This is a genomic window from Desulfolithobacter sp., from assembly GCF_054025815.1.
In genome coordinates this window covers 152,211-174,429 of the sequence record NZ_JBPMMS010000034.1, presented here as the reverse complement: position 1 = coordinate 174,429, position 22,219 = coordinate 152,211, and the positions used below count along the sequence as shown (strand labels likewise).

The following is a 22,219-nucleotide window of genomic DNA, read 5'->3' as shown; positions in this document are numbered from 1 at the left end:
CTACCTGGCAAGGCTTGGAGTCATGTCTGCAAACACCTTCCTGGCAGCCTCGAGAAATTCCAGAGGAATCCGCAGCCCCAGTTGTCGGGCCCTGGCCTGGTTGACAGCCAGGTAGTATTCTTCCGGCGACTCTATACTGATTTCACCGGGAGCACTACCGGAAAGGACCCGGATCAGCTGGTTACCCAACTGCCGGCCACAACCCCTCAGGTCCATACCAACAGCCATGAGGTAGCCATAGGCCACCCAGTCCACGGCAAAGGTAAAGCCTGGTTTGTGCTGGTTGGCAAAGAGCCAGCTCAGGGTATCGGCCAGAGGATTGACCGTGCCGTCCTCACGCAACAGCCCAACCGGCATGGGCACGGCCAAGAGATCCACCGACGGATCGGCGGAATACTTCAGGACCAGGCGCTGGAACTCCAGCAGGGAGGATACCTGCTCCAACTGAAAAGAACCCGGAAAATCGCACTGGCTGTCGAAGGATTCGGCGTACCGCTGCATCCGCTCACCCAGGTCACGCAGCCACGGTTCGGTATCGGGCATGATGGCCACCATCTTTCTGGCCTTGGGCAGCATCACATGGACCATCTCCATGATCTTGTCGAAAAACACCTCACTGGTCACTCCGGTGACATTGAAGCCGGGAACCTGCAGTGTGTTCATGAAATGTTTCCGATTATTATATCGCTGGATATTCCTATTCATGCCGCCAAACAGGACCGGATAATCCGTGCCGACCAACGGCAGCATTACCTCGGCGATGGCATTGTCCCCCAGGATTACGACGACATCCGGATCCGTGGCATGAATCTCCCGCAAAGCGGCCTGACCGCGGGCATGGATAGCGCAGGGGGTGGTGTGACGGTAGCGGGTGTCCATGAAAAAACGCCGGATGGTCACATTCTTGTCCACATGCATCCCGGCCTGGGCCAGGGCCTCCACCAGTCCAAGGTCAAGGGCAGCACCACACCCTATACCCTCCTCATAGCTCTGAATGATGAGAAGAGTCGGGTTCTCCGGTTCCGTCCGGAGTCCCAGGGTATCATAGACGGCATCCGCGGCACTGAGAACCTCCACCGGTATGGTGATGCCCAGCTGCCGGGCCCGGGCCACATTGAAGACAATGGCATACTCGATGGATTCCTCTATCGGCAACATCCCGGCCGGAGTTCCATCCAGGATCCGAGCCACCTTCCGGGCCGTATACTTCCCCATGGCCTGGAAATCCACTGACACTCCGCCGAAATACCCCTGCTGGGCCAGAAAATAACTGAACGCCATGGCCGGTTTCCTGCACTTGCGCAGGGTCCAGCGGGTGACCTCCGGCAGGGGAACCACACTGCCGTCGGCCCGGATCAGGCGGGTGACCAGCGGATAATAGGCCTGTATTTCCGGATCGCTGTTGATCTTGCGGATGAACTGTCGGTATCTGGCCAGGCTGTCCGCCCTCCAGATGGAATAGAGAAGTCCGCCGTTATCGGACCCGAGGGCAAACTCCACCTGTTTTTCCAGGGCCTCGCCGGTTGGCGTATTGTCGACGATGAACACGACCTTGCCAAGCTCTGGAAGAACCTCCTTCATCACCCGGACCGATTTGGAGATGTAGAGTTTTTCCAGTACCCCGGTCACATTATGTCCCGGCCGGGCCCGGGAGTTCATGAAATGACGTATCTTGTCATAGTCCTCGACCTGATCGTTCATACCGGCAAACACCACCGGAATATCGCTGTCCACCAGGGGAAGCATCACGGTACGGGCAGCATTGTCGTCAATGGTCAGGACCAGGTCCGGCTTGAGTTCATGGATCAGGGCCAGGGCCTCGCGGCCCCGCTCCTCTATCTGTTCGGGAGAGATAAAAACCTTCTTGGTTTTCATGTAAAAGTGCTGGATATCAATGGACTCTCCATCCAGATACCCCTCCCGGGCAAGCCCGGAGAGCAGCCCCCTTGTCTGTTCCAGATCGGTCATCTGGTCCGGCTCGTAACTGTGCACCACCAGCAGCCTGGGCAGGGCGGCGACAGCCACGGAGACCCCCGAATAACCAGGAGCCAGCACCAAGGCCAAAAGACAGAAAATCCAGAAGCAACTTTTCCCTGTGGCTCCGGAGAGCCACGCAACACGACGCTCTGGCGCCGACGACAACCGGGCCGGACGGAAATCTGCCCGAAAGGCTTGGAGGGCAATCCAGGGAGGGAACAGGGTGGGCAGCGTCATCAACCTCCTCTTTTCTCAAGAATAATCCACCCGGCGGGTTCCGGGTGCACGTCGCCGATGATCCCGCAGGCAAGGGGATAGCCCTCATCTTCCAGGTGGGCGAGCAGAGCCTGGGCCCCGGCCTCCGGCAAAGAGATGAGCAGCCCCCCCGAAGTCTGGGGATCGCAGCATATGAGCTCAAGGGAGGAGGCAGGCTCGCTGGCGCCATCCACCCGGGACAGGTAAAACTTCCGATTGGTATGGGCCCCTTCCGGGATAATGCCCATATCGGCAAAAGCCAGGGTCTCCGGCAGGATCGGCAGGGCCTCGGTATGGACATGGATGGAAACCCGGGAGGCCTCGGCCATCTCATGCAGGTGGCCGATAAGGCCAAAACCGGTGATATCAGTACAGGCATGGGGCCACATGGCGGGATCATCTATAAATTCAGGCCGTTGAAGAATCTCCGCCGGTAGCCGGTTCAGGGCGGCCATCACCTCGATGATCCGCTTCTCCAGCCCGGAGCCACCAAGCCCGCCCTTGATGGCCGTGGAGAGGATACCAGTTCCCAGAGGCTTGGTCAGGACCAGGACATCGCCCGGCCGGGCGCCACTGTTTTTCAGCACCCGGTCCGGATGGACCAGTCCGGTGACCGAAAGTCCGTATTTCAGCTCCGTATCCTCGATGGAATGCCCACCCACCAGCAGGGCACCCGCCTCCCTGATCTTTTCCAGGCCACCCTCCACCACCTGACGGAAGACGGTCTCGGGCATGGTCTTCAGTGGACAGGCAAGGATATTCATACAGAGCAGAGGCCGCCCGCCCATGGCATAGACATCGGACAGGGCATTGGCCGCCGTGATCTGCCCGAAGGCATAGGGATCATCGACAATGGGCGTAAAAAAATCCACGGTCTGTATAAGAGCCGTGGTATCGTTCAAACGGTACACCCCGGCGTCGTCGCAGGTCTCCGATCCCACGATCAGGTTAGGGTCGCGTGGCAGGTCAAGTCCACATAGAATCCGGCCCAGGTCCCCCGGGCCCAGCTTGGCAGCTCAGCCTGCGGCCTTGACAGTCTGTGTCAGACGGGGAAAGGAATTCTTCATCGAATAATAACCCGGTTGTTGTGTTACAGTATCTTTTCGGTCGTGTTGCCGTCAGCCGGATCTGAACGGGACAAATCAGGCGAGAGAGCATCCGTACCTGTCAATCTATCAAATATCAGCATATATTTGTTGAAAAAAATAGTGTAATCTGGTTTGTAGGAAATATTCGAAGGCCTATATGGATAACTCAGCCGGGCACAAAGAGATTATTCTTTGTGCCCTTCGAGTTTAATGAACTCGTAAAAATTCCACCACATACTGTTTTACCTCTTGAATAAAAACGAGTCCCTCCCTGGACCGGCAGCAAACCTTCGTGAAGTCAAACTGAAGGTCCCTGCGCCAATCCCGCTCCACCACAAGAAATATCTCCTGGCAGAGCGGCATATTTCTGACAGTTATGGAAAGTAGACATGCAACAGTATATTCCTGATTTCAACAGCTGGGGCAAGCCCAAACACGAATGTGGCATCTGCGGTGTTTTCGGCCACGAGGACGCGGCCAAGCTAACATATTTCGGCCTCTATGCTCTTCAGCACCGGGGCCAGGAAAGCGCCGGCATTGTCGCAGGCAATGGCAAACGAATCGCCATCCACAAGGACATGGGGCTGATACCCGAAGTCTTCAGCGAGCGGATACTGCAGCGACTGTCCGGTCACCTGGCGGTCGGCCATGTCCGCTATTCCACCACCGGAGAATCCAACATCATCAACACCCAGCCCTTCATGGTCACCCATAAGGGTGAGCCCCTGGTCGTGGCCCATAACGGCAACCTTGTCAACTCCATTGACCTGCGTCGCCATCTTGAAGCCAAAGGATCAATTTTTCAGACCACCATGGATTCGGAGATAGTTCTTCACCTCCTGGCCCGAACCATGGAAATGGGAATCGAACGGGCCATCAAAGAGTCGTTCGCCTGCATAAAAGGCGCCTACTCGCTCTTGCTCATGACCAAAAACACCATGATCGCGGTCCGCGACCCCAACGGTTTCCGGCCCCTGTGTCTCGGACGGCTGGACAACGGCGGCTGGGTGGTGGCGTCGGAGACCTGTGCCCTTGATCTGATCGAGGCGCGCTATGAACGAGATATCGAACCAGGCGAGGTGGTCGTCATCGACAGGGACGGCCCGCGGTCCATATTCCCCTGGCCGCCCCAGCCCAAGAGTTTCTGCATCTTTGAGCATGTCTACTTTGCCAGGCCCGACTCGGACGTGTTTGGTATCAACGTCTACCAGACCCGGAAACGAATGGGTGAAATACTGGCCAGGGAAGCGAAAATCGAAGCCGACTTTGTCATGCCCTTTCCCGACTCCGGCAACTACGCAGCCATTGGCTACTCCCAGGCATCGGGTATTCCGCTGGAAATGGGCATGATCCGCAATCATTACGTCGGCCGGACCTTTATCCAGCCCACCCAGTCCATGCGGGACTTCTCGGTCCGGGTCAAACTCAACCCGGTCCGCCATCTGCTCAAGGACAAACGGGTCATCATTGTCGAGGACTCTATTATCCGTGGCACCACCGGCCGCAGCCGGGTCCGTTCCCTGCGCAACGTAGGCGCCCGGGAGGTCCATATGCTGGTCTCATGCCCGCCCACAGCCCACGCCTGCTATTACGGGATCGATTTTCCATCCAGCACCGAACTCATCGCCGCCACTCACTCCATTGAAGATATCCGGGATTATCTGGGTCTGGACTCGCTGAGCTACCTCAGCCTGGATGGCCTGGTGGAGGCCACAGGCCTTGAACGGAATTCCTTCTGCCTGGCGTGCTTTGACGGAAAATACCCCATCAGCCCGGATAAAAGCTTCAACAAGGACGCACTTGGCGCTTGTGGGTGCTGATTTTTTCTCCGTGTCACCTCGCCGATTTCCCCTGGCAGGCAAGGCAAACAAGAGGTTTTGGTCTGTAAATCTGCCTGAATCTCCTGCCAGCAGCCAGGTTGACCCTTCTTTTCTTTTGGTGACCGCCCGGTTCTGTGATACCATTTGCTTATCAGACGGCTCACGATGTCTTTATTTCCTCACACCAATGTTCCCCTCGGGGTACTTTGGAGAATCTGGCCCGGGAATAAAGAGAGTAAAAGTTGAAAAGCGTATCATGTTCAAGTGGATATGAACATTTTTCAACGTACCGGTGACACACTGAGCGGACAACATGCCAGTTTCTCAATATGCTCTCTAATCAGAATCTTTCATTTATGGCTGAAATTCTCATTGATACCTATTTCTGCAGCAACTGCCTGACCTGCGTGGAACTCTGTCCCGATGTCTTTTACTTTAATGAGGATACGGAAACAATCGGGCTGACCTCAATCAACCCGGAAATAACCGAAGATGTGCGCCAGGCCGTGGCCTACTGTCCGGAAAAATGCATTGAGATCAGGAATTGATGGTATCGTAACCGGACTTTTACGACGCAATCGGAAATTGAAAGCCGGGGCAGGACAATTAATTGCAGTCGACACCGTATGGTTACAAACCCTGTACCCTCTTGCCATGTAAGAACGAGGAGGTAGCATGGTCCCTGCCACCCTGATCCCCACCCCTGATCCCCTGCAGGTGCCCTGGGGATGGTTCCAGCTGTTGCTGACCATCACCCTTTTCCTTCATATCCTGCTCATGAACATAATGCTGGGCGGGGCCTTCATTGCCTTTGCCCGCCATCTTATCCATCCTGAATCTCCCTGCCCCCTGGGCAGGACGATCTCCAGACGGCTGCCCTTCACCATTGCCTTTACCGTTAATTTCGGCGTCGCTCCCCTTCTCTTTGTCCAGGTCCTCTACGGGCACTTCATGTACACGAGCTCCATCCTCATGGCCAGTTTCTGGCTCCTGATCGTCGCCCTGCTCATCGCGGCCTACTACCTGGCCTATATCTACAGTTACCGCTACGAGAACATGCGGATAGGCCGCACCGTCACCGTGGGCCTGAGCCTTCTCCTGCTACTGCTCATCGGATTGTTCTTCACCAGCAACTTTGTCATGATGATGCGGCCGGACTCCTGGGTTCGCTATTTTGACCGGCCCGGTGGCACCCTCCTTATTTTCAGTGACCCCACCATCATACCGCGTTATCTCCACTTCGTGGTCTCGTCCGTGGCCGTGGGGGGACTGGCCATCGCCTTCTACTATACCATGAGCCCCGGAAAAGACAGAGAGCAGGCCTCGACCTGGATCCGTTATGGCTGCTACCTGTTCGGCTGGGCCACAATCCTGAACTTCGGTATCGGTTTCTGGTTTCTCGGCAGCCTGCCTCCTGGAGCTGTTGACCTTTCCACCACAACCGGCATCCTGATCACGGTGTGCCTCCTGGCCGGCATGGTACTGGCGGGCCTGGCCGTCATCAAGGCCTTCAGGCTCAAGGTATTGCCTGCGACATGGCTGATACTGGGATCGATTTTCATCATGCTCCTGGCCCGGGACCTGCTTCGCGCCGCCTATCTCAAGCCCTGGTTCTCACCTGGTGATCTTCCGGTGACCCCCCAGTATTCACCCATGATCGTTTTCCTGCTCTTCTTTGCCGCCGGGCTGGTCCTGCTGGCCTGGATGATGCGCCTTGCTTACCGGAGATATGAACGGCCCGTTGCTGAGGACAAAAAGGAGGTAAGCTCATGAACTATCCTGTCTGGGAACTCGATGTTTTCGGTGGCGGGCTGTTCATTGCCCTGATCGCGGTCTTTCACGTCTATATCTCTCATTTCGCCGTGGGCGGCGGACTCTTTCTGGTCCTGACCGAGATCAAGGGCCTGCGGGCCCGGGACAAGGGTATTTTGAAATATGTACGCCTGCACACCAGGTTCTTCCTTTTGCTCACCATGGTGGCCGGCGGTATCACCGGGGTCGGCATATGGTTCACCATCGCCCTCCTGAACCCGGCCGCCACCTCCTCTCTGATCCATATCTTTGTCTTTGGCTGGGCCACGGAGTGGGTCTTCTTCACCATCGAGATTCTGGCACTTTTCATCTACTATTACACCTTTGACCGGTTAAACAGCCGGGACCACCTGATCATCGGCTGGATCTATTTCGGTGCTGCCTGGATGTCGTTGTTCATCATCAACGGTATCATAGATTTCATGCTCACCCCGGGCAGCTGGCTGGAGAACAACAACTTCTGGACCGGATTCTTCAACCCGACCTTCTGGCCGGCCCTCTTTTTCCGTTCGTTCCTGGCCTTCATGATCGCCGGCATGTTCGGCCTGCTGACCTCCACCTGGATCCGGGAACAAAAACTTCGGACCACCATGGTCCGCTACTGTGCCCTGTGGCTCCTGCTGCCCTTTGGCGGTTTTCTGGCCTCGGCCTGGTGGTATCGCAAAGCCCTGCCCCCGGAACTGGAACAGCTGATCTTCCAGGCCATGCCCGAGATGCGTCCGTTCATCACCGGTTTTGCCCTCCTCTCCCCGCTTCTGATCCTGGGGGGCCTGCTGATGGCCATCCGGATCCCCACCCTGCTTTCCAGGCCTCTGGCCGCCATAATCCTGATCATCGGCCTCATGTACATGGGTACCTTTGAGTTTCTGCGCGAAGGTGGACGGCGGCCCTATATCATTTACGACTACATGTATTCCACCTCTATCCTCAAACGCGACCTGAACAAAGTAAAGCAAAAAGGAGTGCTCCAGGAGGCAAAATGGGTGAATCTCAGGAACATCACTGAGGAAAACAGGCTGGAAGCGGGCCGGCAGCTCTACAACATTCTCTGCCTGCCATGCCACTCCATCGATGGCCCCCTTAACGACATCAGGCCTCTGGCTGCGCCGTTTTCACCCTCTGGCCTGCAGTCCATGATTCTCAACATGGACAAAATACACCCCTACATGCCTCCCTTTGCCGGTACCCGGGAGGAGGCCGGAGCACTGGCCTGGTACATCGCCCATGGCCTCAATGGCCGCACCGACCGGACCCAGGCAATTGCGCTGCCTGCAGCTACTGTTCGCGTCCCGGAATTTGACCGGGAGAAGGCGGGCTACGTACTGCTTGCCTGGAGCGATTTCGGCATGCGATCACTCACCGATGCCAGCGCGTCCTGGTTCATGCTGCCTCCGGGAGTCAACCTCGAGGCCCAACTGATCCGCCGCGGCGAGACCCCGGAGGTGGTCACCGAAGGTGTGACCCTGCATTATGAGATAGACCGGCCATTCAACCGCCCCTCCAGCCAGATCGATTTCTGGGAAAACCTTGGCAAACTTCCAGGGGTGGAGAATGTCCCGCCGCCGGACACCGGACTGGCCGGAAAAGGGCTGAAAGGCACCATGACAGCGGCTGGCCTGACCTTTCGTGCCGACCTGCTGCCCGTGGTCCCCTATACCGACAAAGGATACATGCCCTATCCTCAGGTCTCGATCCGGGCCGTGGACGAACAGGGCCGGGTTCTGGCCCGGACCCGGGCCGTAGTACCGGTGGCAACAGAGATGAATTGCCGAACCTGTCATGGCGGTCCCTGGAAAAAAGAGAACCGGGCCGGAATTTCCACCGCCACGGCAATGTCCGTTCTTGCCACCCATGATCGACTTTCCGGAACCAGCCTGCAGAAACAGGCCGCATCGGGTCAGCCGGTACTGTGCCAGCAATGCCACCATGACCCTCTACTGGAGGGCAAAGGCCTGCTCCAGGCCGGACCGGACAGTGGCCAGCTCAATCTTTCCGCCGCCATCCACGGCTTCCATGCCATCTTTCTGGCCGACCTGGGTGCCAAAGCCTGCACCCAGTGCCACCCGGCAGCAAATGATGGCGCCACCCGGGCGTTACGCGGTATCCATCACAATCTGGAGATGGACTGCACCAACTGCCACGGTTCTCTCTCAGACCATGCACTGGCTCTGCTCAAAAGAGAACAGGAGCAGGGCAAAGCCCGTGCCGGCGAATTAATAGACCACCTTGCACCTGAAGCTGTAGCAGAACTCGACGAGATCAGGCCCAGACAGCCGTGGATCAATGAACCCGACTGCCTGAACTGCCATCAGGACTTTCAGCCGCCTGAAACCGAAGAAACCTTTAACATCTGGACCGCCGACCAGGACGCTCTCTTTCGCAATCGGACCGATGAAACAGGCCAGCTGCGCTGCATCGGGTGCCATAACAGCGCCCATGCCCTTTACCCGGCCCAAAATCCCTACAACGACCAACTTGACGTGATCCAGCCCCTGCAGTACCAGTCCACTCCATATCCCATCGGCTCCAACGACAGCTGCCATGTCTGCCATACCGTGGAGATGGAAGACGAAATGCACCACCCCAACATGCTCCGTCCCTTCCGCAACCAGTAACCGGCAGCCACCCGGCCCGAAATCGTGTTCCGGCCGGGAGGTCCCCACTCCTGAGGATGCAGGCCATGCCCGCCAAGCTCACTCTCTGCCTGCTCTGGATAGTCTGGAGTACCCTGCACAGCTTCCTGGTCAGTCGACGGATAACGGCGTATCTCCGCCGGCGCGGAGGTCTATGGCAGGGAGGCTTCCGCCTGTTCTACATCTCTTTCTCCCTGCTCTCACTCCTGCCGCTCATCTGGTATCAATTCCAGCTCCCCCAACAGGTTCTGTTCCAATACCAGGGCACCTGGCGACTTCTCCAGGCCCTCCTGCTGCTCTATGCGTTCATTATGTTTTATGGTGGCAAGAAAGTATACGATATGGAGTATTTCCTCGGGCTCAAGCAATGGCGGGAGTACCGGGCCGGTGCCCTGCACATCCGGCAGGTGCCTTTTCGCCGCAGCGGTCTCCTGCGCCATGTCCGTCATCCCTGGTATTCGGGCGGCCTGGCTCTGCTCTGGGCAGCAGGGCCTCTAACCGATGTCAACCTGATCAGCCGCATGGTCCTCAGCCTGTATCTGGTCATCGGCGCCATGCTGGAAGAACAAAAGTTGAAAGAGGAGCTCGGACACCGGTATGTTGAATACTGCCGACAGGTACCGATGCTGATACCGTGGAAGACAGGGGCCGCCGGTAATGACACGGATAGAGAAAAACGAAAAAAATGGCGATCCCACTAAAAGGTACGCCACGCTCATTTGCGGTAAGAGACGATAACCGGAGCGCCGGGCCGGCAGTCCAGTTCCCGGCCGGCATGGCCCTTGTTGACAGCGACCTCCAGATACCCCGAGGAATCGATGAGGGCCAGCAACTCTCCTTCGGGCACGTCGGAATAAGTGGACGATATGGTGTTTATTCTGCGTCCCTGTATCTCGATGCCGGCAAAAGCACCTGGCTGAAAACGGCTCAGGCTGGTCGTGGTTATGGTGGTGCGGACATTTCCGAACCGATCGATGTGCAGGACCTGGCCAGTGATACTGCTGTCCTTGATGACCGGTTCCGGCAGGTCGAGAAGCACACAGCGAGCTGGATCGATAGCCGGTCCGACTTGGTCAAGCTCCATGCCACCGGAGAGCGCCGCGGCCACAGGGGCCATGATGTCCCGGCCATGGAAGGTGGCGCTTATTTCCCGGGGATACAAAGACCTGTTCTCCACCAGATGGACGGTATCGATGATGCTGTCCCGGAGGAGGAGGGTGAAAATGCCGTTATCCGGGGCTATGAACCGGTGACCGTCGCCCGAGGCGGCAAGGATACGGCGCAGGCTGCCCACCCCGGGATCGACCACCACCAGATGGGTAGTGCCGACCGGGAAATACCGGTAGCTGGAGCAGATGGTAATCGCTGCGGCGAGAATATCATGGGCCGGGATGGCATGGGTCAGGTCGATGATGCGGGCGTGCATGTTCTGCTTCAGGATAGCCCCTTTCATCTGGCCGACATAGGGATCCTCGAGGCCAAAATCGGTGGTGAGGGTGACGAGACTGTCCTGTATCATGATATCTGCTTCCTCCCGGGTAGGTTCCAGCAAAATTTTCCCGCCGCCCCGGTGCCGCACCTCGGGACAACCGCGGATAATCTTGCACTTTCCATGCCTTTTCAGGAAGGTCAATCACCGGCACAGTGGGCGGTAATAGCACAAAAACCAGCCCTCCTGTCAGCTCCTGAGCGCGGATTTTCCAGCGCTTCAAGGTTTTGGGGGCTCTGAAACAGGGTGGAAATCGTTTCAGCAGGAATAAAACCGGTCTTTCTGAGCAATATATCCACCTCGTCCAGCTCCAGGAAACGGGCGTATCGGTAATAGGGATGATCCCGAGCCCCTTTGTCGGCCAGAAATGTACCCCACGGCGAGCCGGCCGGAATGATGCCCAGCACCAGCCGCCCATCGGGACGCAGGACACGACGGCACTCCCTGAGTACCTGATCCCGGTCCTCGACAAAACAGAGGGTGAAGAGAACAAGTACCGTGGCCATGCTTCCCGAACGAATCGGCAGTTGTTCCCCGATACCGGCCGCAGTCAGGATTCCGCGCCTGGAGGCAAGCTGCAGGGCGGCCTCGGCCGGATCAATACCAAACTGTACTCCCAGGGCCCGGGCAAAACGGCCTGGTCCGCAGCCGATTTCCAGCCGGGGCGCATGGCAGCCGTTCAGGGCCCGCCTGAGTGCCGTCAGTTCGATATCAAAAAGCAGAGAGTTCTCGAACCATGAATCATATTCCCGGGCCCGTTCATGGAAAACCGTGGCAGAGGGGCTATGCTTGCTGATCATTTGAATGTGGCTGGAATTACAATATTGTCTTTCAAAAGGAGAAAATAGAGGCTCCCGCCCTGTTTCATCCTCCCGGCCGCCAGGCCAGCCTCGTTTCCACTTCCCCAGAACAAATCGACCCGGCCCGGCCCCTTGATGGCAGAGCCTCTGTCCTGAACAAGTACAAATCGCTGCAGCGGTTTCCAGTTCACCACCCTGCCTTCCTTGATAACCGGTTGCCGGGACCGGAGAAAAGCAAGGGCTCCGGCCGGAAAGATGGATTGATCCACGGCAATGGAGCGTCCCGCAGTCAGTTCTTCTCCCAGGCTGCCGATGGCACCATGGGTATCTGTCCACTCAAAAAAAATGTAGGATGGATTGTGGTGGAGAATCTCGTCGCGCTCCTCGGGATGGGCTTTGATGTACGCCCGGATAGTATCAAGACTTGCCTCTTCCAGCTTCAGTTTGCCGGTTTCCACCATGTATTTTCCGATGCTCCGATAGGGAAGCCCGTTTTTCAGGGCAAAATGGATCCCCCGGATGGTTCCATCCTCCAGCCTGATCAGCCCTGAACCCTGTATATGCAGGATAAAGACATCCAGGGGATCCCGCAGCCAGACAATCTCGTGACCGCTGGCAATGGCCTGATTTTCAATCTCCCCTCGGGACCAGTATGGCTTGAAGGTACCGTTCTCCAGACGACCGACCTGTTGTTTTCCGTCAGGATGATGGCGGACCACCAGGTTGGAAGGAATCTCGTAGAGCGGGTAGATGTAGCCGGGTTTTCGGGTCAGGCTGCCATCGAAAAGCGGTTGATAATAGCCGGTGACCAGCATGGTGCGACCCGGATTGTACCGGCCGGTACCACCGGCCTGATAAGTATCGAAATACTGCTGGATGGCAAGGTCGAAAAGCCTGTTGTCCCAAACTGTGGCGAGCAGGTGGCGAAAGACAAGCAGGGAATCGACAATGCGCCCGGCAGGTACTGTGTGCTCTCCCAGGTTGAGCGGCCGGTCCCGGGGGAGTCTGCGCAGGTAGGCCAAGCTTCTGTCGATCGACCGGGAGAGGGACGTCCTGTCCAGATCATCGACGAAAGAGGGTGATTCCCGGTCCGTGAGCTGAACAAGAGGGGTGACGGTACAGCCTGGAACACAGAACAAAAATACAATCAGAAATGCCAGACCGGGGAGACAGGCCGCTGATTTTTCTCCGGAACCATTGTTGCCCCTGAACGCCTGAAACGATGCAATGCTTGTCACCGATCCTGTTCCCCGAGCGCTTCGGCAAGTTCTGTCACTGCCATGGCATAACGGTTCGAATGATTCCAGGCAGTAATGGCCTGGAAATTTGGATAGCCGGCGATGTAGCGCATGGCATGGCGACTTTCAGGATCAAGCTCCAGGCCGACAATGGTGACCTTGCACGGACCCGGACAGGGCGGCAGTTCAAGCTGTTGGAGCTTCTCCACCTCTTTCAGGGGCAGTTTGGCCCTCCTGCCCTTGAGATAGGCAGATAACAACTTCTGGCTTTTCAGCTCAGGACCAAGTTCGGCATAAATCGGCGCATCAAGCTTCCAGCCGAATGATTTCAGATAGTTGGCTATGGACGCCAGTACATCTGGCACCGATTCCCAGACATCGCTTCGGGTATCGCCGTCAAAGCTGACCGCATAGGCCCGATACGAAGAAGGGATAAACTGGGTCTGACCGAAGGCGCCGGCATAGGACCCCTTGACCGTCCGCGGGTCGACCCCGTTTTCCCGGCACAGAAGAAGAAAATGCACCAGCTGCTTGCGGAAAAAGGCGGAGCGCCGGGGATAGGCGGCAAAGAGGGTGTTCAGGGTCCGCAGGACATTGAAGGCGCCCTGGTATTCGCCGTACCTGGTCTCAATTCCCCAGATGGCAATGACGATTTCCCTGTCCACCCCGAAGCGCTCCTCTATCCGGTCGAGTAGTTCCCGGTACTGTCGCAGTTTTTCCCTGCCCTTGCTGATTTTTCCAGGAGTCAGGAAAAGCGGGGCATATCTGTAATACGGCCTGGCCTCCCACTGTTTGTCCATCAGCTCGAGCACGCGGCGGGATATGGTCTGGCCGGAAAATATCTCCTCCAGTTCCGCCCGGGTAAACCGATACTCTTTTTCCAGTTCGCCAAAAAGCTTCTGGTATATTGCCTGGTTCAGGTCTATGGGCTGGCCATCGGTCACCAGATCGGCGGCTTTTTGTTTGGCCCGGACAGCAGGAGGCAGGACGAGAACCAGGCCCACAAGCAGGCCGATCAGCAGGTAGAGGCCCGGACGGGCCCGACATGATTGCATGGTGGAAATATTCACAGGCATTTTTTGTCGTCTGGTTTGAATTGTCATGGCTCCTGCGGGCTGAACTCCCGGTCAAAATCCTGAATGAACCGGTCGAGCAGGGATTCGTTCAACTGGTTGATTCCGGCGGCAGCGGCCCGCCCCCCGCCGGTGGGAAACCTCCGGCAGAGTGTATCGGCACCGCTTCGCCTGGTCAACGGGGCCCTGATGCTGACCCGGTAGGTCTGATCACTGTTTCGGGTCAGGATGCCATGGGCCAGGTCTGTCCGTTCACGGGCCAGTGTATTGGAAAACACCCCGGCCACCCGTCGGGCCCAGGGCTCGGAGGGCAATTCATAGAGCCGACCGGCGGGAGACTGGTAAAAGGGTTCACAGGCCACGGCCCGCTCCATATCGTCCTGATACCCCCGGCGCAGGATTTGGATGGCAGGACTGGTGGCGTGAAACTCCAGGGGATCTTCATATTCATGCACTAGGCGATAAAGCTTGGCGGGGTGAAAAAACAGATCCTCCAGAGAGGCGCCATAGCCATTGTAGTTCAGCAGAATCCCTGTTTCCTTGAGTCTTGTCAGGGACTTTCCACCAAGCCCGCAACTCCGGGCCAGTTTTTCAGCCGATTCATCCAGGTTGTCTCCAAAGGCCCCTACCACAGCCCATGGCCGGTGGTCACCCTCCAGCAACCGATCGATAATGATGGATGTGCAGACCATGGGGTCCGGATCGATATGAACCTCCAGATTGGGATGCTCCGGTATATCGCCGCTATAATGGTGATCCACATACAGGATCCGGTTGTCCTGGTCGAGAAGCCGGTCCAGAGACTTCCTGTTTTTGTCCAGCGAGATGTCGAGCACTGTTATGGACTGGCCATGCAGGTCATGCAGTCGCGCCAGGAGATTTATATCGCGCTTGACACCCGTGACCAGCGTGCCGAAGGTAGACGAACGCTTGTCTATAACAGGGCTTGCGAGGCGCAGCTGATGCAGGGCGCAGATTCCGTCCGCATCGCCGTTGAACACGTCGACAGGGTGCATGATAGACGCTTCTGGTCTCACCAGCCAAGTCCCAGCGGACCGCCGATATTGGCCAGGCGGAACATAAGGGTGAATTTCTGGTTTCCAGGAGTGTAATTGGAGGCCAGTTCCACCGACCAGCAGGCGGGCTGATAGATCAGCATGGCGTTTTCCTCCACGGTTTTTCTGTCTTCCAGGGAACGCTCAATGGAGTACCCGGCCGATACATGGTTGAACAGGTTGAGGCGGGTTTTAAAGGTGATGGAGTTGATTTTTTCCAATTTTTTATAGCGGTAATCGACCGCGACTGTGTCTCCGCGGCTGTCACGATACGATCCTTCCAGGCCGTGCATGACAAAGCCGTCCCCGTACATGTCCAGGTCGGATTTGTAGAGCAGGCTCAGGTCACCCAGAGGTCGGTAGCCCAGTTTGAGGCTCAGGGGCGTCAGCGGGGTGTCGCTTTCGCTGCTGCGCAGATCGTATCCCTGGCTGAGCTTGAGGTAACCGTACTGGCGCTGGTAGCTGCGGCCTTCTCTGGTACCGGCGATACGAAAGTAGTTGTCCAGGCCATAGGTTACCAGGTTCTTTTCGCCGATGGAATCCACGATATCAAACCGGGGCAGATCCTCCTGGTCCACATCCGGGATATAGCCATACATTATATAGGGCCGGAAGGTATGGCTCAAGGTATGAATTCCACCGATACGCATCGGGAAATCACGAACCATGGTGGTGCCGGTTTCAGCAGAGAACTCGAAGAGAAAACGATTCTGGAAATCGTCCCGGGTCCAGGTGGTACCGCCATGCTCGCGAACAAGATAGGAGGTGTTGCGCAGGCCCAATTCCACGGTGGTTTCCAGGTAGCGATTGAGCGGCACCGGCATGGAGAGACGGGGAAAGAGGTCTATGCGCTGGGCTCCGACTCCCTCTTCGCGCCAATAGTTGACATAATCAACATTCCAGGTCAGGTTGATGGAGGTGTCCCTGACCGGACTGAGGCCGGTTAAACTGAAAGCCGGCAGTTTCCACAGGGGAGTCGGGGCCGAAGTATCCTCCCGAACATCGTTTATTCCCAACAGCTCACCCTGGAAGGAGATACCGTTGGCCCAAGATCTCAGGACCCGGAAGGAGTTTTTCCGCTGATCGTCGTCCCCGTTCTGGAACCCCCGGCCAAAGACCTCCAGAAACCGGTCGTTGGTGGAATTGAAGCCCGTGATCCCGGAGTTGAACTCGGTGAGGTAATCGCGGTCCGAGACCAGGTCCAGATCCAGCCTGGTGACCCACTGGGCGAAGTCATGGTCCAGTTTGCCGCGCAGCCAGTAGCGGTTCTCGTTGGTATGGGTATAATTGCCATCCCGGTAATACTCAGCGTTGTCCGGATCTTTCGGATCGCTGCGGGCGTCGTTAAGGAAATTGAGCCTGAACTCTCCCTTGGAGTCCTGGTCGAGGACATAGCGGAACTCCAATCCGTTCATCAGGCCCCGGTCAGCCATGTAATAAGGGTAAAGAGTCAGGTCGCTGGAGGGCGAGAGGTTGATGAAAAAGGGCAGTTCGAGGCCGAAACCGTCCCGGCTCGACTGAGAGGCACGGGGTAAGAGAAAGCCGGTCTGGCGGCGGCGCTTGGCCGGCAGCACCATGTAAGGGGTGTAGAGTACGGGTACGCCCTTGATACGGAAGGTGGCATGCTTGAGAACCGCGTAACCGTTGTCCTCAATGGTGGCGTCAACGGCCGCAAAACTCCATGGTGGTGTCTGGCCATCCTTAAGGCGACAGGTGATTATCCAGCCATCCTCGATATGGTAGGTGAGGACGCCGGTCTTCTCAATCACCCTGCCGGCCAGGTGTAGCTCCTTGTCCTGGCGGATGATGGTAGCGTCGGTGAAGATACCGGTTTCCCGCTTCAGGTTGATTACTCCCTGTGTGGCTGTGAGCTGATCCGGACCGATCCGGATCAGCAGCTCTCCCCGGGCCTTGACCGTACCAAGATCCATGTCGTACACCAGCCAGTCGGCCCGGACGGTGGTCACCGTCACCTTTTCCGTCCGGAGCTCGGCCGACCCGGGCCGGGTGGCGGGAGCCGACTCGCCAAGCAGGCTGCTCCAATCGGTTTTTCCCGATATTTTCCCATCCCTGGTTATGGTCTGGACTTTTTCCAGGATAACATTTCCTTCGGCAATGACACAGGGCGGGGTGGCGTAGCGTATGATGCGGTCCGCGGTGATCTGCCACTCCTGGGCCGAGATAACATCGGCGGCCCTGATGGAACCTGGCAGCAAAACAGAGTATATAAGTGCCAATACCAGCGCGCTGATCACCAGCGGTGATTTGTCCGGGTTCACCTCGACCTGCTCCTTGAGTGGACTGAAGTAGCGGAAATAGAAAGGAAATGCCTGGCAGCTCAGATGTTTGGAATGTACGCGCAGAGCCAGTTTGTGTCAAGGTAAAACTCATCGTTCAAGGGGCCGGACGCACCTGCACAAAGGACTATAGACGAGCTGCCAGGAAATGGTTTTGCCACCTATCTTCACAAGCAGGGCCGCCCCTCCCGCAGTGCGGTCCCGGCCGGACCGGGCCCTGCCTTCCCGATATGATCCTGGGGCATGACCATATCATCCGGGTAGAACTCCAGGGAAACTACCGACTCCACCACGGCCCGGGGATGGAGAAAAATCGGCCACCACGGGGCATAGATTTGACTTGCGGCCCGGTCGGTTTTAGTTTATGAAATAGAATGATTATCTATTTCTTAATGTCTTGATTTTTCAATTCTTGTCAGACCGTTTTCAAAAACGGCCTGCCGCCGGTACTGATTTCAGCATTTCTCCTATGGATCACATCTTTGGCCCGGTGAATTCCAGACGTCTGGGCATGTCTCTCGGAATAGATCTTCTTTCAGATAAAGTATGCAATTACGATTGCATATACTGCGAAGTAGGACCGACCCGCAAGTTGACCTGCGAGCGGGCCGAGTATGTACCCACCGGAAAAATCCTGTCCGAAATCGACTCTTATTGCCGCAATCGTGAGAAGCTGGCAGCGATTGATGTGATAACGGTGACCGCCAGCGGCGAACCTACCCTGCACTCCGGATTTGGCAGAATTGTTGCCCATCTAAAGGATGTTGCGGAAAAACCGGTTGCCGTGCTGACCAATGGCTCCACTCTCCATGATCCGCAGGTCCGCCGCGAAATGGCCCTGGCCGATATAGTTATTCCATCGCTGGACGCCGCCCGTCCCTCCAGCTTCCGCCGTATAAACCGACCGGCCCGCTGTCTTGACCTGGAAAAAATCATCGAAGGATTGGTCACATTTTCCCATGAATTCCAAGGTCACCTGTGGCTCGAAATTCTTCTGGCCCGGGGAATCAATGACTCGAGTGCGGACATAGAAGCCCTGTGCCGGATAACCGGGCGCATGCGCCTGGAACGCATCCAGCTCAACACTGTTGCCAGACCGCCCCTGGAGTCCTTTGCCCGCCCGGTCGCCCCGGAGCGGTTGCAGGAAATCGCGGCGCGTTTTGGCGCCGAACCCGGCAATCCTGCAGTCGATCTTCTGGCCCGGCAGGGACAGACAAAAAAAATACGGAAACAAAGTCATGACTCTCCGACCGGGGATGTGGTCGAGGAGATCGTGCAGATGGTACAGCGTCGGCCCTGTACGGCCGACGATATAGATTCGATCTTCAAAATCGGAGGTCCGAAAAAGGTAGAGCATCTTCTGGAGCCGCTTGTCCGGCAGGGACGCCTGCAGCTGCGTTCCCATGGCGACAGGCTTTATTACCAGGGATCCGGCTCCGGCACGACTGCTCATTTATAAAGGGGCTCTCCCTGCCTGACTCACTGCAGAAAAACAGATACCTGTCCGTTTCATCGGGCAGGGACCGCCTGACAGGCTGTCCGGTAGATGGTTTTCTGCCTGTCGATGCTCACAGGAGCACGTTTCTGTTTTACATGGCAGCCACCGGGAGGCCCGAGAGAATAAAACAGGGAAAACTGTATGACAGAGGAAAAAAAGAAGACCACAGGTTCCAGGGAGCCGAAAATTCGCAAAGTGACCACCGGTGCCTGGTGGAAAAGCGCCAAAGACCTGCTGGTCGGCAAAAAACAGGCTGAGGACGAACAACAAAACAGCGGGAGCGAACCCGATAAAGTGCCTGCAGCCAGCAAAGCAAAAGAACAGCCTGTAGATGACAGTGGCCGGAAAGAACAGACTGGCGACGAGCCCCCGGTCACCGAGACCACCGACGACAGGAGCAGAAAAAAGGGTCGGAGCCGAAGCCGTTCTACCCGTAAAGCTGAGTCGCACAGGGACGGCGAGTCAGCCGGAGACAAGAGAGACCGGGAAGACGATACCGGTGTCTCCAGGGACCCGTCCTCTGGCGAGACAGCGGAGTCGGAGACCCGGGATGCAGCTGTCGAGGAAGAACCAGCCGCAAAGAAAGGTCGTTCCCGCTCAAGAAGCTCCGGTCGTCGGGGCCGTTCGCGGAAAAAGAGCGAAGAGGTAAAACCCGCGCAGGAACCTTCGGCCCGGGAAACTTCCGAAGAGAGCGGTGACGGGGAAAACGTACAGGAAAAAAATTCAGGCCGGCGTAAGTCTTCCAATGGCGGAACGCGACAAAAACAGCAACGCAGCCAGGGAAAAGAGCCGAAAACCTCTTCTGGAAAAAATGACGAGAAGATCGTCACCAAGTTGCTCATCAACGCCGAAGAACCTGAAGAGTGCCGTATCGCCCTGGTGGAAGACGGACGGCTGCAATCGTTCCATGTCAATACCGTTGTCAGGGAACGGACCAAAAATAACATCTACAAGGGAAGGATCGTCTCGGTGGAGGCGAACCTCCAGGCCGCCTTTGTCGATATCGGCACCGGCCGTAATGGTTTCCTGCCCTTCTCCGACATCCATCCTGAATACTACAAAGAGGATGTGGACGAGCACAGCCGGGAGTTGATTGCTAAGAAACAGTGGAAAAAACTCAAGATCGAAAACGTGATCAAGCGGGGGCAGGAGGTTTTGGTCCAGGTGGTCAAAGAGGTTACCGGGAACAAGGGGGCCAATATGACCACCTACCTGTCGCTGCCCGGTCGCTATCTCGTCCTCATGCCGGGAAGCGACTCTTCCGGTATTTCGCGCAAAATCGCCGGAGAAGAAAGGCGGGCCCAGCTGCGGGACATGATGTCGTCCTTCAACATCCCCGAAGGAATAGGATTCATCGTTCGCACCGCCAGCGCCGATATCACCAAGACCGCCCTCCAGCAGGATCTGCGCTATCTTCTTCGCCTGTGGAAAGAAATCAAGAAGCGAGGGCAGACCATGGAAGCACCAGCCCTGATCTACGAGGACCAGGACATCGTGGTCCGGTTTTTACGCGATCATTTCGTGCCCGAGATTCAGGAGATCCTGGTCGATACCCAGGACTCTTTTGACCAGGTTCAGACGTTCGTTGAGCTTCTCCCGGCAAAACAGCGCCAGGTGCGGATTCGACTGCACCGCGGAGCCAAACCTATATTCAACCAGCATAACGTCGAAGAACAGATCGAGTCCATATACCAGCCGCAGGTTCCGCTTCCTTCCGGGGGATCCATTGTCATCAATCCCACCGAAGCCCTGGTTGCCATCGATGTGAATTCGGGCCGAACGTCCAAAAACGGAGACTTCGAGGAGACCATTTTCCTGGCCAACATGGAGGCGGCCGATGAGCTGGCCCGCCAGCTACGATTGCGCGACCTGGGCGGCCTGATCGTCGTAGATTTCATCGATATGCGCAACAAGAAACATATTCGAGAGGTGGAGAAACAGGTCAAGGCCGCCATGAAGAGGGATAAGGCCAAAGTGGATATCAGCCGCATCTCCCGTTTTGGCCTGATGCAGATATCCCGCCAGAAGATGGGAGCGCCCATTGAAAAAGGAAGTTACCGGCGTTGCGAGTACTGTCAGGGCCGCGGAGTCATCCGCTCGGTGGAAACCCTGGCCCTTTACTATCTCCGCCGGATCCAGACCGGTATCAGCCGCAAAAAAGTGAACCGGGTAGAGGCCAGGCTGCCCCTGGAAGTTGCCCACTACCTCCTCAACAAGAAACGAACCGAACTGGCTGAACTCGAAAGCCGTCACGAAGCAACCATCGATATTATCCCTAGACCGGAGATGAAACCCGGTGACAATCAGCTTGAATTTCTCGCGGCCTGATATCGGAGATGGAAGCTCGACAAAAATATCTTGTACTCCATCTCAAGTTAGGGTATAGTCGCCCGCGTTATATGCGCCAGTAGCTCAGCTGGATAGAGTGCCGGACTACGAATCCGTAGGTCGGGGGTTCGAATCCTCCCTGGCGCGCCAGAAACATCAAGGGGTTAGCCTGTCAGGGCTAACCCCTTGTTTCGTCTGGTTACATGCCGGTTACACGGAATGATGCCAGGTTCGCTTCCGCTCAGGCAGCCATGTAATCTTTGAGACTCTGTTTTGTGGCTTATCCATACAATCCCTGCAGTTGCTCTTCGACTGTTCCGCTGATACCTGCTCAGACCTCAACAGGTCGCTCCGTTTTCCAGACATATTGCCTCTGGCAAGGTTAAACCTGGAACAACAGGAATCTTTATCACCAGCTACCGCTTCAAATTCACTGCCTTCTCAGCCGTCACTGGTCACCGGGTACGCACCAGGCTGACATTTAACCGTTTGTCTATAAAGTTTTCATCCATTAGAGCAGACCAACCCTGCCTGTTGAAAATTCCTAAGCACGCTAAATCGGTACCATATGCAATTGGTATATCTTTAATGATAACATTACGTTTTGCAAAACAATGTGTATATGAAAAAAACTCCTCCTGTTTGAACAGGGTTTTCCCATACAAGAATCAGGCTTTTTGAACGCTCATTTTAGGGAAAAGGCTCTTTTTTGAATCTGATAAAAACGTATATTAACAGTAAGCAGATGTACCACAAGTTTCAGTTAAACTCTTGCCTTGAAGGTATACGTGACGCGTATTCTGGTTTTTATCTGCATATTCTCAGTTGTTTCACTTCTTAACTCTTCTGTTCAGGC

At 56.4% G+C, this 22,219-nt stretch carries 15 protein-coding genes and 1 tRNA gene; 8 read left to right on the top strand and 8 right to left on the bottom strand.

What is annotated here, in order from left to right; genetic code table 11:
* Both ACXJJY_RS08935 and selD read right to left on the bottom strand, forming a co-directional pair.
* Positions 1-2,025 (bottom strand): ABC transporter substrate-binding protein, encoded by a 2,025-nt coding sequence (locus ACXJJY_RS08935; RefSeq protein WP_456387123.1) that lies wholly within the window; start codon positions 2,023-2,025, stop codon positions 1-3.
* Between the two features lie 188 nt (positions 2,026-2,213).
* Entirely contained in the window at positions 2,214-3,299 is a 1,086-nt protein-coding gene (gene selD, locus ACXJJY_RS08930) for a selenide, water dikinase SelD (protein ID WP_456387121.1), read from the bottom strand.
* Between the two features lie 410 nt (positions 3,300-3,709).
* On the opposite strand from selD, the gene purF reads away from it, so the two are divergent.
* The 5 genes from purF to ACXJJY_RS08905 all read left to right on the top strand — a co-directional run bounded on the left by purF (position 3,710) and on the right by ACXJJY_RS08905 (position 10,286).
* Positions 3,710-5,140 carry an amidophosphoribosyltransferase gene (gene purF, locus ACXJJY_RS08925; protein WP_456387119.1) on the top strand — a complete coding sequence of 477 codons (1,431 nt, stop codon included), beginning with the start codon at positions 3,710-3,712 and terminating at the stop codon, positions 5,138-5,140.
* A gap of 356 nt (positions 5,141-5,496) precedes the next feature.
* Complete coding sequence (locus ACXJJY_RS08920; protein WP_456387117.1) at positions 5,497-5,688, top strand: ferredoxin; 192 nt, start codon at positions 5,497-5,499, stop codon at positions 5,686-5,688.
* 127 nt (positions 5,689-5,815) lie between these two features.
* Positions 5,816-6,913, top strand: coding sequence for a hypothetical protein (locus tag ACXJJY_RS08915; protein WP_456387115.1), 1,098 nt, complete (start codon positions 5,816-5,818; stop codon positions 6,911-6,913).
* Positions 6,910-9,567, top strand: coding sequence for a cytochrome ubiquinol oxidase subunit I (locus ACXJJY_RS08910; RefSeq protein WP_456387113.1), 2,658 nt, complete (start codon positions 6,910-6,912; stop codon positions 9,565-9,567). Before ACXJJY_RS08915 ends, ACXJJY_RS08910 begins: the two co-directional genes overlap by 4 nt.
* 65 nt (positions 9,568-9,632) lie before the next feature.
* Positions 9,633-10,286 (top strand): methyltransferase family protein, encoded by a 654-nt coding sequence (locus ACXJJY_RS08905; protein WP_456387111.1) that lies wholly within the window; start codon positions 9,633-9,635, stop codon positions 10,284-10,286.
* A gap of 14 nt (positions 10,287-10,300) precedes the next feature.
* On the opposite strand, the gene ACXJJY_RS08900 is transcribed toward ACXJJY_RS08905, so the two are convergent.
* From ACXJJY_RS08900 to ACXJJY_RS08875, 6 genes are all read right to left on the bottom strand, one after another.
* A complete protein-coding gene (locus tag ACXJJY_RS08900) occupies positions 10,301-11,104 on the bottom strand; it encodes an SAM hydrolase/SAM-dependent halogenase family protein (protein WP_456387109.1) in 804 nt (267 codons plus the stop codon).
* A 110-nt stretch (positions 11,105-11,214) separates the two neighbouring features.
* Positions 11,215-11,874: a class I SAM-dependent methyltransferase gene (locus tag ACXJJY_RS08895; protein WP_456387107.1), complete on the bottom strand. Its 660-nt coding sequence runs from the start codon at positions 11,872-11,874 to the stop codon at positions 11,215-11,217.
* Entirely contained in the window at positions 11,871-13,013 is a 1,143-nt protein-coding gene (mltA, locus tag ACXJJY_RS08890) for a murein transglycosylase A (RefSeq protein WP_456387105.1), read from the bottom strand. The genes ACXJJY_RS08895 and mltA overlap by 4 nt, the downstream gene beginning before the upstream one ends.
* Before the next feature lie 95 nt (positions 13,014-13,108).
* On the bottom strand, positions 13,109-14,188 hold the full coding sequence (locus tag ACXJJY_RS08885) for a lytic murein transglycosylase (RefSeq protein WP_456387103.1): 1,080 nt from the start codon (positions 14,186-14,188) through the stop codon (positions 13,109-13,111).
* Positions 14,189-14,211: 23 nt separating this feature from the next.
* Positions 14,212-15,201, bottom strand: a complete 990-nt coding sequence (locus ACXJJY_RS08880; protein WP_456387101.1) for an acetyltransferase — start codon at positions 15,199-15,201, stop codon at positions 14,212-14,214.
* A gap of 17 nt (positions 15,202-15,218) precedes the next feature.
* Positions 15,219-17,519 (bottom strand): LPS-assembly protein LptD, encoded by a 2,301-nt coding sequence (locus ACXJJY_RS08875; RefSeq protein WP_456387099.1) that lies wholly within the window; start codon positions 17,517-17,519, stop codon positions 15,219-15,221.
* Between the two features lie 487 nt (positions 17,520-18,006).
* Here ACXJJY_RS08875 and ACXJJY_RS08870 point away from each other — a divergent pair, with 487 nt between their 5' ends.
* From ACXJJY_RS08870 to ACXJJY_RS08860, 3 genes are all read left to right on the top strand, one after another.
* A complete protein-coding gene (locus ACXJJY_RS08870; protein WP_456387097.1) occupies positions 18,007-18,996 on the top strand; it encodes a radical SAM protein in 990 nt (329 codons plus the stop codon).
* A 180-nt stretch (positions 18,997-19,176) separates the two neighbouring features.
* Positions 19,177-21,363 carry an Rne/Rng family ribonuclease gene (locus ACXJJY_RS08865; RefSeq protein ID WP_456387095.1) on the top strand — a complete coding sequence of 729 codons (2,187 nt, stop codon included), beginning with the start codon at positions 19,177-19,179 and terminating at the stop codon, positions 21,361-21,363.
* A 73-nt stretch (positions 21,364-21,436) separates the two neighbouring features.
* Positions 21,437-21,513 (top strand) — tRNA-Arg (locus ACXJJY_RS08860).
* Positions 21,514-22,219 lie beyond the last annotated feature (706 nt).

Bases quoted from the DNA above. Each gene is read 5' to 3' on its own strand.
- purF (WP_456387119.1), top strand. From the start codon at position 3,710: ATGCAACAGTATATTCCTGATTTCAACAGCTGGGGCAAGCCCAAACAC.
- ACXJJY_RS08920 (WP_456387117.1), top strand. From the start codon at position 5,497: ATGGCTGAAATTCTCATTGATACCTATTTCTGCAGCAACTGCCTGACC.
- ACXJJY_RS08915 (WP_456387115.1), top strand. From the start codon at position 5,816: ATGGTCCCTGCCACCCTGATCCCCACCCCTGATCCCCTGCAGGTGCCC.
- ACXJJY_RS08910 (WP_456387113.1), top strand. From the start codon at position 6,910: ATGAACTATCCTGTCTGGGAACTCGATGTTTTCGGTGGCGGGCTGTTC.
- ACXJJY_RS08905 (WP_456387111.1), top strand. From the start codon at position 9,633: ATGCCCGCCAAGCTCACTCTCTGCCTGCTCTGGATAGTCTGGAGTACC.
- ACXJJY_RS08900 (WP_456387109.1), bottom strand. From the start codon at position 11,104: ATGATACAGGACAGTCTCGTCACCCTCACCACCGATTTTGGCCTCGAG.
- ACXJJY_RS08895 (WP_456387107.1), bottom strand. From the start codon at position 11,874: ATGATCAGCAAGCATAGCCCCTCTGCCACGGTTTTCCATGAACGGGCC.
- ACXJJY_RS08885 (WP_456387103.1), bottom strand. From the start codon at position 14,188: ATGCCTGTGAATATTTCCACCATGCAATCATGTCGGGCCCGTCCGGGC.
- ACXJJY_RS08880 (WP_456387101.1), bottom strand. From the start codon at position 15,201: ATGCACCCTGTCGACGTGTTCAACGGCGATGCGGACGGAATCTGCGCC.
- ACXJJY_RS08870 (WP_456387097.1), top strand. From the start codon at position 18,007: ATGGATCACATCTTTGGCCCGGTGAATTCCAGACGTCTGGGCATGTCT.
- ACXJJY_RS08865 (WP_456387095.1), top strand. From the start codon at position 19,177: ATGACAGAGGAAAAAAAGAAGACCACAGGTTCCAGGGAGCCGAAAATT.